Source organism: Bacillus sp. RCC_6_1 (assembly GCF_041360755.1).
Taxonomy (GTDB): domain Bacteria; phylum Bacillota; class Bacilli; order Bacillales; family Bacillaceae_G; genus Bacillus_A; species Bacillus_A cereus.
In genome coordinates this window covers 308,141-324,771 of the sequence record NZ_JBFUPV010000003.1, presented here as the reverse complement: position 1 = coordinate 324,771, position 16,631 = coordinate 308,141, and the positions used below count along the sequence as shown (strand labels likewise).

The following is a 16,631-nucleotide window of genomic DNA, read 5'->3' as shown; positions in this document are numbered from 1 at the left end:
ATGTATTGTCGCACATGTGGAAAACAACATGGTGAAGAAGTAAATTATTGCCCAAATGAAGGTAGTATGGAGATTGCAGGAGCTATAGATGCAGTAACATTAGAAAAAGATACTGCAAAATACTGCAAAGGTTGTGGCAGTGAAAATGCTCAAAAAAATTTATATTGTCAAAAGTGTGGGTATTCTTTATCTGTTGTGAAGAAAAAAGAACAATCTGTAAAATTGCCTACAATGGATGGTGCTCCTAAAGTTGAATTTAAAGCAGATAAAGCCGTTTTACAAAAAGGCTTTATTGGTGGGGCTGTTGCAAGTATTCTCATGTTAATTGCTGGTTGGATTGGTAGTTTATTATTTGCTTCTATGTTAAGTGAGATGTTTAGCAAATTTGCGAAAGAATTAGAAATGTTGCCAAGTTTTTATTCGAGTGCAACTTCTACGATGTTAAGTTACCATTTACTTGGTTTTACAGCTAACGATGATAGTGGGTTGATATTTTCTTTATCTTGGCATACTCCATTTACATTATTATTAATCATTCCATTTATTATTTTCGTTGGTACAGGAATTTGGTTAGGGAAACAGCATGTTGCGAAAACGATTAAAGATCAAATCTTTATGGCAGCAACAGTTGGTATTATTTATGGCGTCTTTTTATTCATTATAAGTTTTATAGCATCACAATCTTTTGCAATTCCATTCTCAGAAGCAGGTAAGATTACGGTTGGCTATTCAGCGATTAAGAGTTTATTGAGTGGTTTTGTATGTGGGACATTATTTACCTTATTAGGATTTATTGCTCATACAAGCAAAAACAATATGGCAGTAGCATTTCAAGAGTTAATGCCATATGGAGCGTCTGTGTATTACGGTGTTTCAGCTATGATAAAAGGACTTTTAGTAACAGCGGTAGCGGTTTGTATTATGGCGTTAGTAAGTAAGGAAGACGGTATTGAGCCATTAAAAGAAATAACAACTTTAAAATCTGAAAGTACATTATTAGCATTAGAGTTAACACCTCAATTATGGAGTATGGCTCATTTTGCGCCGTTAGAAGTATCAAGTCCAGCACTTAGTAAAGAATTTACTAGAATTGGTAAGAAATCAAATACATATGAGAGCACACTATCGTTTTCATTTATATCAGGCGTCTCTGTAAATGGCGTAGAGCTTAGAGAGATATTGATTTCAAAAGGAGCAAATGAGGAAAGCCTTGCAGAATTCGATAAAGTGAATAATGTATTCCATTATGGTTTATTACTGCTTATTATTCCATTGTTCTTTATGTTTAGAGCGGGAAGAAAGTTAGCTAAATTACCGACCGCCAATATATATATTACATTAGCGGTATGCAGTGGTTCTTACACAATTATGATGATTGTAATGAATATAATTTCTAAGTTCCAAATTAATGTTTCAGGAACGGTAACAGGTTTATTTGGAACAAGTGGAACGGTATTATCTATGCAAAATTCATTTATATATTTAACTTTGTTTAGCTTGATTGTGACATATGTAGCAGCATTTGCTGGAATGAAATTAGCTAAAAAATAGGAGGAGAGCACGTTGAAGTTTTGTGGAACATGTAAAAAGAATGTTGCAGACCATTTGAACTTTTGTCCGGAGTGTGGGAGTAAAGTAGAAGTAATCGTTGATAACACTGCTGCTTCATATACAGAATTACAAAGCGAGACAAAATCAGTGAAAAGTAAGAAAAATTTATTTTTGATCATTGGTTTTGCTGTTATTGCTGCATTATTATTTGGGGCATATAAATTTGGAGCATATAAGTTTTCAAAAGAAAAGCAAGTAAATGTAATGATTGAAGCATTCCAAAAGAAAGATATTAATGCAATTGATGAGTTTGTAAAAGCGAATGATTCAAGCTTAAAGATTAAGACAGAGGATATTAAAGCGTACATGCGTTATTTAAAAGAGAATCCTTCTTACAACAAACAATTACTGTCTTATTTACAGAAAGAGACAGTAGATCAAAAGTTAACTAAAGATAAATCTTCATTTAAGGACGGGGAAATAGTAGAAGAGGGAAAAGAATGGTTCTTATATCCAAAGTATAAGTTTAGCATGAAATCTTATTATATGAGCATTAGTACAACTGCAAAAAATGCAGAGATATATGTGAATGACAAAAAAGAAACAGAGCTTTCTAGTGATAAAACTTCGAAAGAGTTGGGGCCATACTTCCCAGGTACATATGTTGTAAAGGCAACGGCGAAGACAGAACTGACTGAATTAGAAACAGAGAAAGAAGTAGATCTAGCGGATGAACAGAGCGAGAAGGTGAAAGTGGATTTATCGCTTGAAGGCAAGTATGTAAGCATTTCTTCTGATGAAAGTGATGCAACTGTATTTGTGAACGGGAAAAAACGTGGAAAATTAAATTATGGAAGTTATAAGCTTGGTCCTGTATCCACAGATGAAACAGTAGAAGTACATTTAGAGAAAACTACTGATTTTGGTGTGATGAAATCTGAAAGTGTTAAAATTGGAGACCAAAGCACGTATTACTTAAAATTCCCGAAAGAAACATCAAGTTCAGCGGTGGGCGAATTTGTAAGAAATCATATTTATGATAACGTACGTGCAATTTCATTAAATGATTTTAGTTTAATTGAAAATAATTATGATAAGAGCGGGAAATCGTATAAGGAAGACCGTGATTATATACAGTATTTACACAAAAAAGGAATTACAGAAGACTTATTAACGATGGAAGTTCGTAATGTAGAGCGTCAAAGTGATACGAAATATAAAGTAACGACATATGAAGAGTATCATATTCGTTACGGTGATGGATCTGTGAAGTTCAAAAGTTTTAATAACGAACATATTGTAACTGTGAATGGAAATGGAAAGATGCTGTATCATTCTCTTGGTGCAAATAATACGTTGAAATCAGAAGATGTATCTGGTCCAACTCGTTAATATGAAAGAAGCTGTTCAATATTTGAACAGCTTCTTTTTTGTAGCTAAATCGATATTTCGTGTCGAACCGTTGATATATTTTTTTACAATTATGAGTGTGTTTCCTTTAATATTTCTTGTACATATGGATCATGTAATATTTGCTCTATAATTGGTAACATGTTTTGTTCAAATGGAATGTCGATAGGAAATGGCTTTTGAGAGCCTGGTTTTATTCCATATTGCACAATTTTGTAATGTGTATTGTTTTCAGACTTGAGCACAATTAACTTATAGCGGTTATCATCGCCAGCGAGTGAAAAATCAATAGAAGTAGCGTTATATGTCACTTCATCTTTATATATGTACGGTTTTGGCGTACCAATCCAGTCTACTTTTGCTTGTACATTCATGGGCATAGCCTCCTTATATGTATTATAAATAAATACAAGCCAGCTCTCAATAAAGAGAACCGGCTTGTAATTTAGCGGTTATTGGTTATTTTAAAATTTTCACTTTAACAGTTTTGCGTCCCCATTTTTGAGCAGCGCTATCTGATCCAAGTAAGATATCGATACGGTTACCTTTAATTGCACCACCAGTATCTCCAGCGATAGCTTCTCCGTAACCTTCTACCCATACTTTAGATCCTAATGGGATTACTTTCGGGTCAACAGCGATCATTTTCATGTTTGGATTCGCAGTTAAATCATGACCCATTGCAGTTAATACACGGCCGCCATATGTGCCACCGTTTTCGCTCGGGTGAGCTGTATATGCTGTAGCTACAACTGTTAACTCACGACCACCAGATGGTTCGCTAGTTTCAGCAGCTTTCACAGCAGGCTTAGCAGCTGGTTTTGCTTGTGCTACAGGTGTTTGAGCCTTAGCTGGTGCTTCAGCTTTAGCGGGAGCCGTTGTTTCTTGTTTCTCAATTACAGGTGCTGTACCTGTTAAGAAAGGAACATGAACATAAGCTGTTTTCCCGTTATATTCAAATTGTAACCACTCATTTTGTACTTGGTTCGTTGTTTCGATTACATCGTCTTTCTTCAACTTTCCAAGAACCTCTGAGTTTGTGTTCGCTTCAGCACGTACGTTTAATACGTTAGCTGTTACGTAGTAGATGCTTTTTGTGAACTCTGCACTTACGAATGCGTCTTTACCGTCTAAAGTAACTTTTGACCATCCGTTCTCTGTATTTTGTACATCTATTTTATTACCGTTTAGTAATTTACCGACAACTTTTGATTCCGTAGTAGGGTTTTCGCGTACGTTTAGTACATCTGTTGTTACAACAGTTTCTGCATTAGCAGATGATGTGAAAATCCCAAGACCAAAAACTGCTGCTGTTGCTATACCAATTAATTTTTTCATGATAGCCTCCATTGCGTTTGTTTTCGTGTCCTCATTATAGCAACAGATTTTTTCGGATTTGGGGAAAACACACAATTACAAACCATTCGTAATAAGTCGTTAATATCCTGTAATATAACAAAAAATATAGGAAAGCGTTTTTCATTCTATATGACTCATAGGTTTCTAGTTATATTCAAAATATTTAATACAACATGTTTTTTTCGACGTAAATAAAAATATTACAGGAATGTTACATGATGTTTACTAAACGATTACATTCCTTGAGTATTTTACCGTTTTATGGGTAATATAGTTATATAAACATAAACATTTTGTTTGTGAAGCTATAAACACGTGCTATATACTAGCAAAAAAACCGCATAATTGTTACAAAACGAAAGGGTTGCAAGGAAGAAATTTGCCCTTTTTTACATATGTAACACATCCTTTTTTAGGAAAATACATTCCTATCCGCGTTTTTCTCACACAATTTGACAGCAGTATTTCTAACTTGTAGCTCTTGCAGAGTGAAAAGGTTATACGAAAGGTAAGGCTGTCCATAAGAATTCGAATTGGTGAAGGTGAAAGTAAGAAAATCACCGCAAAATTATAGTTTTCTATCCGATTTTACATATCGGAATTTATGTTATTTACAAAAGCGAAACCTACGAAGGGGGATTTGATGAGGAAACTGACAAAAACATTCATCGTTTCATTAACATTATGTATTGCATTTACAATTTGGGGGATTATTCCCGAATCTATTATTGGAAAAGGTAGTTTAGGAAATGTAACAACCGCAATTCAAACTGCATTAGTTAGTAAGTTCGGCTGGTTTTATATTATTTCCGTTTCTATTATTTTAGGTGTGTCTATCTTTTTAATTGTTTCGAAATACGGTTCTATTCGTTTAGGTAAAGATGATGACGAACCTGATTATAGTTATATGACATGGTTTGCTATGCTATTTAGTGCTGGTATGGGTATCGGGTTAGTTTTCTGGGGCGTTGCCGAACCATTAAACCATTTATACGCACCTCCGTTTGGAGAAGGTGCAACTGAGGAAAGTGCGCGTCTTGCACTGCGTTTTTCATTTTTCCATTGGGGATTACATCCTTGGGGACTATATGCGTTTGTAGCGTTATGTATTGCTTACTTTACCTTTAGAAAAGGAAAAGCAAGTACGATTAGTGCGACAGTAGGTCCGTTATTTAAGGGCGGGGAACACGGGCGTATTGCTCATTCATTTGATGTGTTAGCTGTTTTTGCAACTGTGTTTGGTGTTGCAACGTCATTAGGTCTCGGTGCAAAACAAATTGCAGGTGGTGTTAGCTATTTAACATCTATCCCAAATTCATTAACGACACAGTTAGTTATTATTGCAATCGTAACAGTATTATTTATGTTATCTGCGCAAACAGGTCTTGATAAAGGAATTAAATATTTAAGTAATACGAACATTATTTTTGCGTTTGCACTTATGATTATTGTATTATTTGCGGGTCCAACAAACTTTATTATGAATTACTTCACTTCAACAATCGGTTCTTACATTCAGGAATTACCAAGCATGAGCTTCCGTTTAAGTCCATTAGACGAAGGTGGAAACCAATGGATTCAATCGTGGACAATTTTCTATTGGGCATGGTGGATTGCGTGGTCACCATTCGTAGGTACGTTTATTGCTCGTGTTTCACGAGGCCGTACAATTCGTGAGTTTGTTATCGGTGTGTTACTCGTACCGACCGTAATTGGTGCACTGTGGTTCTCCGTTTTCGGCGGAACAGGTATTCATATGGAGCTGTTTGGTGATGCACATATCTTCGAAAAAGTGAAAGAGATGGGAACAGAAGTAGGATTATTCGCTATGTTCGATCAGATGGGCAGCTTTGGATCAGCTTTATCAGTTTTAGGTATTTTACTTATTGCAACATTCTTTATTACATCTGCAGACTCTGCAACATTCGTTTTAGGGATGTTAACGACACATGGTAGTTTAAACCCACCAAATCGTATTAAAATGATTTGGGGTATCGTTCTAGCCGCGATAGCTTCTACGCTATTATATATTGGCGGATTAGAAGCATTACAAACGGCAGCTATCATTGCAGCATTCCCGTTCGTCTTTGTTATTTTCTTTATGATGGCAGCATTATTTAAAGAGTTACAAAAAGAAGGACGTATGAAGCGTCATTATTAATAGAAGGAAAAGAGCTGATTTCATATCAGCTCTTTTTTTATCCCTCTATTTGCTGAGCAGTAAGAACCCCACCTCAAAATTCAGCAAAAGCAAATAAATCGAGCTGCTTGTAAAAGCCCGATTGGTGATGGCTAATGAAAGTTTCACTTTATATAGAAGGAATTTAAAATGCAGGTAGGGGAAATAAAATACTTTACCATATAAGTAGTATGCCTTTTATACGAAGAAAAAACGATAGGTTTCGACAATATTCGATCCCTTACGAATTCTATTCATATTTTTGACAAAAAATTGTCGGAAATGTGTTGTCACGTTTATATATATGTGCTATATTATTTCCTGTAAGCGATTTCAAATAGTTTTAAAGCGCATTCAAGGGGGACATCTAGAATAATGAAACGTTACGAAAGAAAGTGGAAGCATATTTGTTTGAAACGTGTGGCACATCGTAGTGTCCAAGAAAGCACGGAACCTAAGACTGAAACGCGCAAAGAACAGCAAGAGAAGCAATTGGTTCTACAAAAATAGCAATCACTTTTTCGTATATAAATGAAGGTCGATCGTTCGTTGGGGGATGGACGTGAAATTACTTTCAGCTAAGGGGTATTGTCTGATATATAATTTATACGGCAATAAATAAGCACAGAGCATACGGCGCTCTGTGCTTATTTTTATTATTTATCTTTTTTGAATCGAACTGTTTTATCCCAGCCAATGACTTGTTTCTTGCTCTTTGCACGTAAGTATAAGATTAAGCTACGAATAAATAAGTACGTAAAGAGCTGTGCGTACGTAAAGTACATAATAACGCTAATAAAAATATTAGTCGGTGTAAAGGTTCGTTCGACACTCTGGGCACTAAATAATTGAGAAACATATGTAATATATGCGACATACCACATAAATAGTAGCGGAATGCTATATTGAATTTGGAATATCCCGAGCAGCCCAATTACAAACCAAACGTTCGAAATGATTAGGAATAGCCAAAATACAACATACACTAGAACTTGTTGTAAGGAATGAACAAGCAGCTTTCCTTTAAAGAAACTTAATGATGAGAACATTTTTTCTAAAATATATAAATTTCCTTGGAGCCAACGTGTACGTTGTTTAATAAGAATTTTTAAATGCTCTGGTTCTTGTTCCCAAGTAACTGATTCTGGGACGATTGGTAAGAGATAACCTTTTTGTGTAATTCGTAATGTTAATTCAGCATCTTCTGCAATTGCGTAAGGGTCATAGCCACCAAGCTCTTCTAGTGCGGAGCGACGAAGAAGCATGTTTGTTCCTGTCAGCGAGCCCGTTTGGAATAGTAACCAGCGTCCAGATTGCATAAGGAGCTGGAAGATTTGGAATTCTAGCGAAATCATTCGCGTTAACCAGTTTCTTTTTTCGTTTACTGTACGAACGTGTCCAACAGCTCCAACAGCATCTTCAGTTGTTTCAGCGTGTTCTACAAGCATTCGCAGTGCGTGTGGTTCAGGTTGGTTATCTGCATCGTAAACACAGAAGTACTCACCATCTGAAATGCTAAGCCCATAGTTTAGTACACGTGATTTACCCTTCGGTTCACCGGGAGGAACACGAATATGACGAATATGAGCATAAGCTTTGTCGAAATCATCTCCGATTTCAGGTGTTTCATCTTGAGAGTTATCATTTAATAAATAAATAGTTAGCTTTCCTGGATATTCAATCTTTGCCATCGCCTCTAAAGTATCTTTAATAACGACGCCTTCATTATGGGCAGGTATGAAAATATCGACGCTCGGATAATGTTCTAGCATACGATCTTTTCGTTTACTATTTCGGTGAATTAAGCCCGCGATTGTTAAGAAAGAGTAGTAAACGAGTAAGCCAGAGAATAGAAAGGCCGTAAAAATAAGTACATATTTAATTGAAAATGTGATACTAATCCAAAAAACGAGTACGCAAAACAGAAGGAATAAAAGAAGTATAACGAGAGTCATCATAACAGTGTCTGTCCTTTGTTTCCAATTTGCTCGCGTGAAATTTTTATATCTTTGATTGCTTCAGCAGCAAGCCATTGCTCCATTTTTGGTTTTAGGCGGTTCATTACAATGTCAGCACCAGCTTCATTTGTGTTTTGTAATAAAATAACTAGCGTATTATTATCATATTCAGCAGCAAGGTCAAAATCATTCCTTACCGTTTCAACTAATAAAGAAGCTACACGGTCCATAACACTTTCCTTTGTATATTTACTAAAGGAAGTGAAATCAAAGTAAACAATAATGCCTGTTTCATTACGACGATTCATTGCAGTCGTTAATAACGCTTGGCGTCTCTCGAATTCTTGTCTTGTTAGTAATTTGGATTCTCCAATATATTGTTCCAATGTTCTCACACGCTCAGTTAAAGCTTTATTTTCATGAATCACTTTTTTCAATAGGTGAGTTGTTATGTATACAATGAAGAAGTTAGCTGCCATCAGGAAGTGGGTAATCATATATTGCCATTGATCTGATGTACTCCATAAGTGAAGCCATGCTTGATAGAACAAATAAAATACGGAAATAATGGTTCCTAGTATGAAGAAAACAAATGCTGTTTTGTCAGCTAAAAATAAGAATAGTACATTTACGATTACGTATATTATTGTAAAAATGAGAGCATGCTCATATTTCGTCACATATACAGTAGTAAAATAAAATACAATTTGTAAAATCCACATAGAGAGGATTTTATAGAACTTATCTTTCACAAAACTTTCCTCCTTAAAGCTATTTCATCAATAGATACTTGTAGTATGCGCAATTATTAAGAAATTGACCATGTCGTTAAACTCTTTTGAAGGGCAACAACAAGTAGTATCTCTATTTTCATAAGAAAAATAAAAAGACTTAAACATTATTGTATCATAATGTGCTTATATTTAGGATAAATTGATTAATAGATACATAAAAGACGTTTGGATTGCATGAAAAAAGTCTCCTCTTGTAGAAAGAGAAGACTCTATATAAGTTTATAGGAACATCATACCTGCAACTGCTGCGTTTAAGAAGTTCGCTAATGTACCAGCGATAACTGCTTTAATCCCTAATTGTGCAATTTGTTTACGGCGAGTAGGAGCTAACGTTCCTGTTACACCTAATTGAATTGCGATAGAAGAGAAGTTTGCAAATCCACAGATTGCAAATGTTAAAATTAGATTTGTTTTGTCAGAGAACTCTGCCATGTGTGGTCCTAAGTTTGCGTATGCAACGAATTCGTTGATTGCAAGTTTTTGACCGATAAAGCTTGCTGCTTGTATCGCTTCACCAGGAGAAACCCCGATTAAGATTGCGAATGGTGATAATAAGTAACCAAAGATTAAATCAAGGCTAAGTTTAATATCGAACAGAGAACCAACCCATCCTAATAATCCATTTAATAAAGCGATTAATGCGATGAAAGCCATTAACATTGCTGCTACGTTAATAACAAGTTGCATACCTTCAGATGCGCCGCGTGCAGCTGCATCAATAACATTTGCGTCTTCACGTTCTGTAGAAAGTTCAACGTTATTATCTACTTTTTCTGTCTCTGGCATGATTAGTTTCGCAATTAATAAGCTCGATGGAGCCGCCATAATTGCAGCTGCTAATAAGTGCTCTAACGGAATACCCATTGCTGCATAACCGACAAGAACGGATCCAGCAACAGCTGTCATACCGCTTACCATAATAGTGAAGAATTCACTATTTGTTAAGCGTGCTAAGTAAGGTTTAATTAAAATTGGAGCTTCAGTTTGTCCTAAAAATACAGTCGTTACTGAGTTTAGGCTTTCTGCTTTAGAAGTTCCAAGAAGTTTACTTAATGCACCACCAACGATGCTAACAAATTTCTGCATAATACCGAAATAATATAAGATTGCTACTAATGAACTAATAAATACGATTGGAAGTAGTGCTTGAATAAAGAATACAAATCCCCAAGGTCCTTTTGCGTTGACTAAATCCCCAGTAACGAACTTAATTCCCTCGTAAGAAAAATTAATTAATCCTTGAACACCGTCAGCAGCGTGTTTTAAACCTGCTTTACCAGCATCCCATCGTAATACGATAAATGAAAATGACATTTGTAATGCTAGCGCGATTAAAATTGTGCGCCAATTAATAGCTTTGCGGTTGGAAGATAGTAGAAAAGCAATTGCTAATACTCCAATCACGCCGCCAATTCCCCATAAAAGATTCATGCAGTGTATGCTCCTTCCTCATAGTAAAAACAGTGTATAAACCAGTTGTCTATACGTTTACGAATATAACATCTTAAGTAACTTATCATAATGGACATCGGAGGTCAAACGTCTAATGAAAAGTTTAAATAAAAAGAAAATTCTTCAAAAAAACACATATAAAATAAATAGACATGAAATAGGTTATGTTTTTTATGGAAATATATACATTATGATAACGTTATGCATTGTTTTTGCAGAATAAAGTGTATGAAATGGAAGAATGGATACATTATTTTTATAGAGGGAAGCTAGGGGAAAGGGAGTAATGTGTTGAAATCGTACAAAAAAGCCTTCTAGTAAACTAGAAGGCTTTGAAACTATTAATTAAGGTGCTTTCGTGTATCCTAAGAAGTGGCTCTTCCAATAAGAGTTACTTAATGAAGCGATTGCTACACCTTTATCTCCAGCTTGGATAAATGATCCGCCCCCAAGGTAAATACCCATGTGAGAAGGACCAGATTTATAAGTGTTTTGGAAATAAATTAAGTCACCAGGTTGTGGACTTGAAGTTTGTGGTAGGCTACTCCAATATCCTGCAACACTTTGGCGGCTAATGTTATGACCAAATTTCTTAAATACGTGGTAGATGTAGCCACTGCAGTCTACGCCGTTAGCAGAAGTTCCGCCCCAAACGTACGGTACACCTTGCATTGATTTTGCATATGCAAGTACGGAAGAACTGTCGCCGCTATTGTTGCCTGTATTATTATTGTTGCTATTGTTTTGATTGTTATTTTGGTTATTGTTAGGCTTATTATCTACTGCGCCTCCAACTGGTGTTTTAGATAGGTAACGTGTTCCGATATAACCAGTTTGACCGTTGTAGTTAATTTTGCTCCATCCAGAGTTTTCAGAGATTACTTGAACCTTCTGTCCTTGTGGAAGTGCGCCTATGATTCTATAATTTGTACCTTCGCCGCTACGTACATTTAGTGCAGAAGCATTAATGTAGTAGTCGCCAATTGCACCTTGGTTAGGTTTTTCAGGTTGTTTTGGTTGCTCAGGAGTAGTAGTGCCACCTTTAACGAATTTTACAAATTCGCTACTAACAAAGCCTGTTTTTCCTTGGTAATTTACTTTAAACCAACCGTTTTCAGATCCAACTACGTTTAATGTTGTACCATTTAAAACGCCACCAATTACACTATGGTAAGCGGCAGGGCCTGTACGAACACGTAGAGATGTAGCGTTAACCACGTAAGAACCACCAGTTTGAATAGTTCCATTATTATTGTTTTGCTCTTGTTTGTTGCCTTCTGTAACGTTTTCGTTAGAACCGCCTTTTGTTACATAGTCTTTGCTTACATAAGCAGTTTGTCCTGCGTAATTGATTTTGAACCAATCTTGAACTTCTCCAACAACTTGTACTACTTGTCCTTTTGTCACAGAACCTACAGTTGTGTGAGAAGTGCTAGGACCTGTACGAACGCGAAGGGAAGATACATTTACTGTATAGTTTCCGCTTGCTGGTTTTACTTCTTGGTTGTTATTATTCGTATTGTTGTTTGAAGAACCTGCATTAGAAGAAACGCCAGATACGAATTCGCCACTTACATAACCTACTTGTCCATTATGGTTAATTTTCACCCAACCATTTTCTTGTCCAATTACGTTTAATGTTTGTCCTGCATATACACGTCCAGAAACAGAACTAGAAGTGTTAGGAGCTGTACGTACACGTAATACATCAGCAGTAACTTTATTGTTTCCACCTGTGCTTACATTGTTGTTTGCTGCTCCACTTTTTGATACAAATTCGCCACTAACAAAGCCTGTTTTTCCGTTAATGTTAATTTTGAACCAACCATTTTCTTCGCCAATCACGTTTAGTGATTGACCGTTATAAACACGTGAGATGATGTCGTGAGAAGTACTTGATCCCGCACGAACATGTAAGACGCTCGCGTTTACCGTATAAGATGAGTTGTTTGACGCAGAAGCTTGGACAGTTGTAGCAGCTTTTTGTGTATTTTGTTCAGGTGCAGCTTGAACACTATCAAGTGTAGGTGCTGCTCCTCCTGCTACAGACACTGCCGCAAGACCGGCAAGATACTTTTTCATAATTTGTCGATTCCTTTCTGTCTGTAATGTAGTGAAGAAATATTTACCAACTGTTAAAAATTCTAAAGAGCATGTCGATTACTGTCAAGACTTATATAGGAATCTGAATATGACAAAAAGATTACAAGAAAAAAATCAAGGCATAAAATTGCACCTTGATTTCCATTTAAATGCATATATTGAATATGAAAGGACAGAAATTATTCGTGTTTAAGAAGATGCCATATTGGATTGTAATAAGATTTGATTAAAAGATTTTTGCAGTTTTTTGGTGATAGGCCCAACTTGCCCATCTTGAATCGCGGTCCCATCAAGGTGGGTCATTGGTAAAATTTCAATCGTTGTGCCTGTAAAAAAGCATTCATCTGCTTGATAAACGTCACGAACGCTGAAAAGTTCTTCCTGCACAGGAATGTGAAGAGTATTCGCTAAAGAAAGGACATATTGACGAATAATGCCATTTAAAATAAGGTGATTGGCTGGATGTGTGTAAAGCGTTCCGTTTTTAATTAAAAAGAAGTTGGAATGGCTTCCTTCCGTTACAATACCGTTCCTTACGAGAAGTGCCTCTTTACAGCCTTTCCGTTCAGCTTTCGTAGCAGCTAGTACGTTTGGTAATAAATTTAATGATTTAATGTCACAGCGTAGCCATCGAGTATCGGGTTCTGATATAGCGCGTATACCATATTCAATCCATAAAGCTGGTCGTTCTTTTTTTGTAATATAGGCATAAATTGTCGGAGGGTTGTCATATGAAAATACATGTGTGCGAGCTTGTACACCACGAGATACTTGCAAATAAATGGTGCCATCTTCGTGGAAATGGTTTCGTTCAATTAATTTGTAAAGTAAAGTGATGAGCTCAGCTTTTGAGAAAGGGAGCGATAATTCTACTTCTTCCATGGATCGATATAATCTCGTTATGTGCGGATCTAATAAATGAAAGTTCCCTTTATATAGGCGAATAACCTCATAGACACCATCTCCGAACTGCGAACCTCTCTCTTCAAGTTCTATGTACGTTTGTTGTTTTGTTGTATCAATAACTTCATCATTCCAAAGTACAAATTTTTCGTATGCCAATTTCCGTCCCATCCTTTCGTAAGTACGTAAGTAACGTGAAACTTTCATTCATGCGAGATAAAAATCACTATAGTAATTTTTATGTGAGCAATTCTCTACATATGACCATATATGTATTTGTAAATCATAGAGAAATAAGGATGATCTACCCCGCATTAACGGCAGTAAAGCCCCTACTTACAAATTCGGGTAGAGCAAAGAAGTGAAGTGGGCGAATCACTGCCCGTAAATGCCCGATTGATGAGGGCTGATTAAAGTTTCACTTTACAGCATTTTGTATATACAAATTCGAAAATAAGAAATGAGAATCCTGCTTTTAAATAAAAAAAAGCAACATTCTTATGGAATGCTGCACAAGGAGGGTAGCTATCTTTCATAGGGACATTGTCTCGTTGAATGCTTTGTGTATGGAAACAAAACAAGTTGAAAGACAATTATAAGAAAGTAGAAACAAAAGATTTACACATTTCTTTAAGGGATCTTACGAAAGATGAGAGATAAGAAATATGTAGAACCTCGTTTACATATTTTATTATAGAGATTCTTCATTAACACTATGTGAATATTTGGTAAAGGTTATGTAATTTTAAAGTTAATGAATATAAGTAGTTGTATGGAAGAAAATAAAAAAGAGGCTGAGATTACTCAGCGCTCTTCTTTTCTTCTTTAATAACTGTTTTTACTTCACCAGTTTTGATCTTATTACTTTCAGAGAAGCGAAGTAAGTCACCTTCAATGATTTTATCAGACATGTTCAATTCATTTTGGGCACGATCAATTAGTGGCTGGGATTCTTCTTTCGGTAATTGTACAACTTCGCCAGTAGCACGGTCATAGAATGTACTGTTTGTGTACATGTATTTATCTGTAACGAAGCTACCGTCACGAAGAACAACGAATCCTTTATTATCAGGTGAGAATACATCATGACCGAATCGAACGTCATTTGTAGAATCTACACCAAGTAAGTTTAGAATAGTTGGTTTAATGTCAATTTCACCAGTTGGTTTTGAAATTGTTTTACCTTCTTTTTGACCTGGAACATGAATAAACATCGGTGTTTTTTGTAAGTTCATATGGTCAAATGCAGTGATTTCTTCTTTTCCTAAGAACTGTGCCATTGCACGGTTATGGTTTTCAGAAATACCGTAGTGGTCACCGTAGAATACGATTACTGAGTTGTCGTAAATACCTTCTGCTTTTAGACGCTCAATAAAGTGTTTCATTGCTTCGTCTAAGTAACGAGCAGTTACCATGTAACGGTCAAATACTCCATCACCAGAATTATATTCGTCGATTAATTTCGTACTGTCATCGTAAGTGAATGGGTAATGATTCGTTAAAGTAAGGAAGCGAGTATAGAATGGTTGCTTCACTTGTTTTAACATATCAATAGATTGATCGAAGTATTCGATATCTTTTAATCCCCAATTTAATTTTGTTTCTGGCGTAATCTTGTAATCAAGCTCGTTGTAGTAACGATCATAACCAAGTGCTGGATACATAATGTTACGGTTCCAGAATGTTGCGTTGTTTGCGTGGAATACCGACGTGTGATACCCTTGCTGACGTAAAATTTCTGGAGTTGCTGTATATTCATTGTTACCGTGTGTAAAGAATACAGCACCGCGGTCTAGTGGATATAACGAAGTATCTACTAGGAATTCAGCATCAGATGTTTTACCTTGACCAGTTTGATGGAAGAAGTTATCAAAGTAATAACTTTCTTTCGTAAATTGGTTTAAGAATGGTGTAACTTCTTGTCCGTTAACTGTTGCACCAATTAAGAATGTTTGTAATGACTCAAGAGAGACAACAATTACGTTTTTCCCTTTTGCAGTACCGAACATATTTGGATCTGGTTTACTTTGTGTTGTTTTTACGTAGTTTTCTGTTTCTTGTAATTTACTACCGTCAGCGAACGCTTTTTGTGAACTTGATTTTGCTTGTAAGCCAAGATCGTATACTTGGTGTACATATAATCCTAAGTTTTTAACAAGCATAACGCGGTCGAATGAACGTGTTAATAGTTCTGGGCGTTCAGCTTCTGCAAGTCCTAAGTTTGCGAAGAAGATAGCAACTGTTGATACGAAGTATAGGGAACGCATCGGGCGTGCTACACGCTCTGTAGGTGCAAAGTTTTTCATTTTCTTCAACAGAACGAAGAATATGATAATGTCTGCAAATGCAAGGATAATTTTGTAGTTAAATAATTCTTTCACACTAGAACCTAAACTTCCGAAGTTAGATGTTTGTCCTAGCACCGGTAATGTAACGAAGTCATTGTAGAATCCGTAGAACATTACGTTACCAACAAGAACAATTGTTAAGACAAAATTAATTCCAAGTGCTATATAGTTACGTTTTTTCCCTTTTGCAAATAATGCAAGACCAACAAGCAGTAATGATGCTGCTAATGGGCTAAGGAATAAAATGAATTCTTGCATGAAAGATTCAAGTTTTAAATCAAAGCTTGTGCGTGTAATAAGGTAAGTTTTCAGCCATAAGGCTAAAGCTACGAATACAGTGAAACGCACATTTTGAAATTGTGATTTCAAGGTTTCTTTCATTCATTTCCACCCTTTCTCTATCAGGCTTGGTCGATTTTGGAGCGAAAAATGCTAAAATAAAAAATACATAGTTTTCTTGGCCATAATTAAAGGTTCTATATTCACCCATATACGACTATAACTATGCATACCCTTTTGGTTTCTTTTGTTGCTCATAAGCATAACGTCATTTCTGTATTATACAACAAAATTC

General features: G+C 35.9%; 12 protein-coding genes. 4 read left to right on the top strand and 8 right to left on the bottom strand.

Going from position 1 to position 16,631, the window contains the following annotated elements:
• Together AB6801_RS13710 and AB6801_RS13705 are read left to right on the top strand one after the other, a co-directional pair.
• Positions 1 to 1,551 carry a zinc ribbon domain-containing protein gene (locus AB6801_RS13710; RefSeq protein ID WP_000271642.1) on the top strand — a complete coding sequence of 517 codons (1,551 nt, stop codon included), beginning with the start codon at positions 1 to 3 and terminating at the stop codon, positions 1,549 to 1,551.
• Positions 1,552 to 1,563: 12 nt separating this feature from the next.
• Entirely contained in the window at positions 1,564 to 2,943 is a 1,380-nt protein-coding gene (locus AB6801_RS13705; RefSeq protein ID WP_000666899.1) for a zinc ribbon domain-containing protein, read from the top strand.
• Between the two features lie 89 nt (positions 2,944 to 3,032).
• Here the strand turns inward: AB6801_RS13705 and AB6801_RS13700 are convergent, their stop codons facing one another.
• Positions 3,033 to 3,335, bottom strand: coding sequence for a DUF3910 family protein (locus AB6801_RS13700; protein WP_001102540.1), 303 nt, complete (start codon positions 3,333 to 3,335; stop codon positions 3,033 to 3,035).
• A gap of 85 nt (positions 3,336 to 3,420) precedes the next feature.
• Complete coding sequence (locus tag AB6801_RS13695) at positions 3,421 to 4,299, bottom strand: cell wall-binding protein EntA (protein WP_000733346.1); 879 nt, start codon at positions 4,297 to 4,299, stop codon at positions 3,421 to 3,423.
• 664 nt (positions 4,300 to 4,963) lie between these two features.
• Here AB6801_RS13695 and opuD point away from each other — a divergent pair.
• Together opuD and AB6801_RS13685 are read left to right on the top strand one after the other, a co-directional pair.
• Positions 4,964 to 6,481, top strand: coding sequence for a glycine betaine transporter OpuD (gene opuD / locus AB6801_RS13690; RefSeq protein ID WP_001230118.1), 1,518 nt, complete (start codon positions 4,964 to 4,966; stop codon positions 6,479 to 6,481).
• A 393-nt stretch (positions 6,482 to 6,874) separates the two neighbouring features.
• On the top strand, positions 6,875 to 7,009 hold the full coding sequence (locus tag AB6801_RS13685) for a hypothetical protein (protein ID WP_000833067.1): 135 nt from the start codon (positions 6,875 to 6,877) through the stop codon (positions 7,007 to 7,009).
• A gap of 146 nt (positions 7,010 to 7,155) precedes the next feature.
• Here AB6801_RS13685 and AB6801_RS13680 read toward each other — a convergent pair whose 3' ends face one another.
• The 6 genes from AB6801_RS13680 to AB6801_RS13655 all read right to left on the bottom strand — a co-directional run bounded on the left by AB6801_RS13680 (position 7,156) and on the right by AB6801_RS13655 (position 16,438).
• The gene (locus tag AB6801_RS13680) at positions 7,156 to 8,457 is read right to left on the bottom strand and encodes a glycosyltransferase family 2 protein (RefSeq protein ID WP_000988745.1); all 1,302 of its coding nucleotides are present in this window, start codon (positions 8,455 to 8,457) and stop codon (positions 7,156 to 7,158) included.
• Positions 8,454 to 9,209 carry a nucleotidyl cyclase domain-containing protein gene (locus tag AB6801_RS13675; RefSeq protein ID WP_000653234.1) on the bottom strand — a complete coding sequence of 252 codons (756 nt, stop codon included), beginning with the start codon at positions 9,207 to 9,209 and terminating at the stop codon, positions 8,454 to 8,456. Before AB6801_RS13675 ends, AB6801_RS13680 begins: the two co-directional genes overlap by 4 nt.
• Positions 9,210 to 9,470: 261 nt before the next feature.
• Complete coding sequence (locus AB6801_RS13670) at positions 9,471 to 10,682, bottom strand: NupC/NupG family nucleoside CNT transporter (protein WP_001051029.1); 1,212 nt, start codon at positions 10,680 to 10,682, stop codon at positions 9,471 to 9,473.
• A gap of 366 nt (positions 10,683 to 11,048) precedes the next feature.
• The gene (locus tag AB6801_RS13665) at positions 11,049 to 12,785 is read right to left on the bottom strand and encodes a C40 family peptidase (RefSeq protein WP_000760267.1); all 1,737 of its coding nucleotides are present in this window, start codon (positions 12,783 to 12,785) and stop codon (positions 11,049 to 11,051) included.
• Between the two features lie 210 nt (positions 12,786 to 12,995).
• Positions 12,996 to 13,880 (bottom strand): D-amino-acid transaminase, encoded by an 885-nt coding sequence (locus tag AB6801_RS13660; RefSeq protein WP_074595267.1) that lies wholly within the window; start codon positions 13,878 to 13,880, stop codon positions 12,996 to 12,998.
• Between the two features lie 629 nt (positions 13,881 to 14,509).
• A complete protein-coding gene (locus AB6801_RS13655; RefSeq protein WP_000665350.1) occupies positions 14,510 to 16,438 on the bottom strand; it encodes an LTA synthase family protein in 1,929 nt (642 codons plus the stop codon).
• Positions 16,439 to 16,631: the final 193 nt, after the last annotated feature.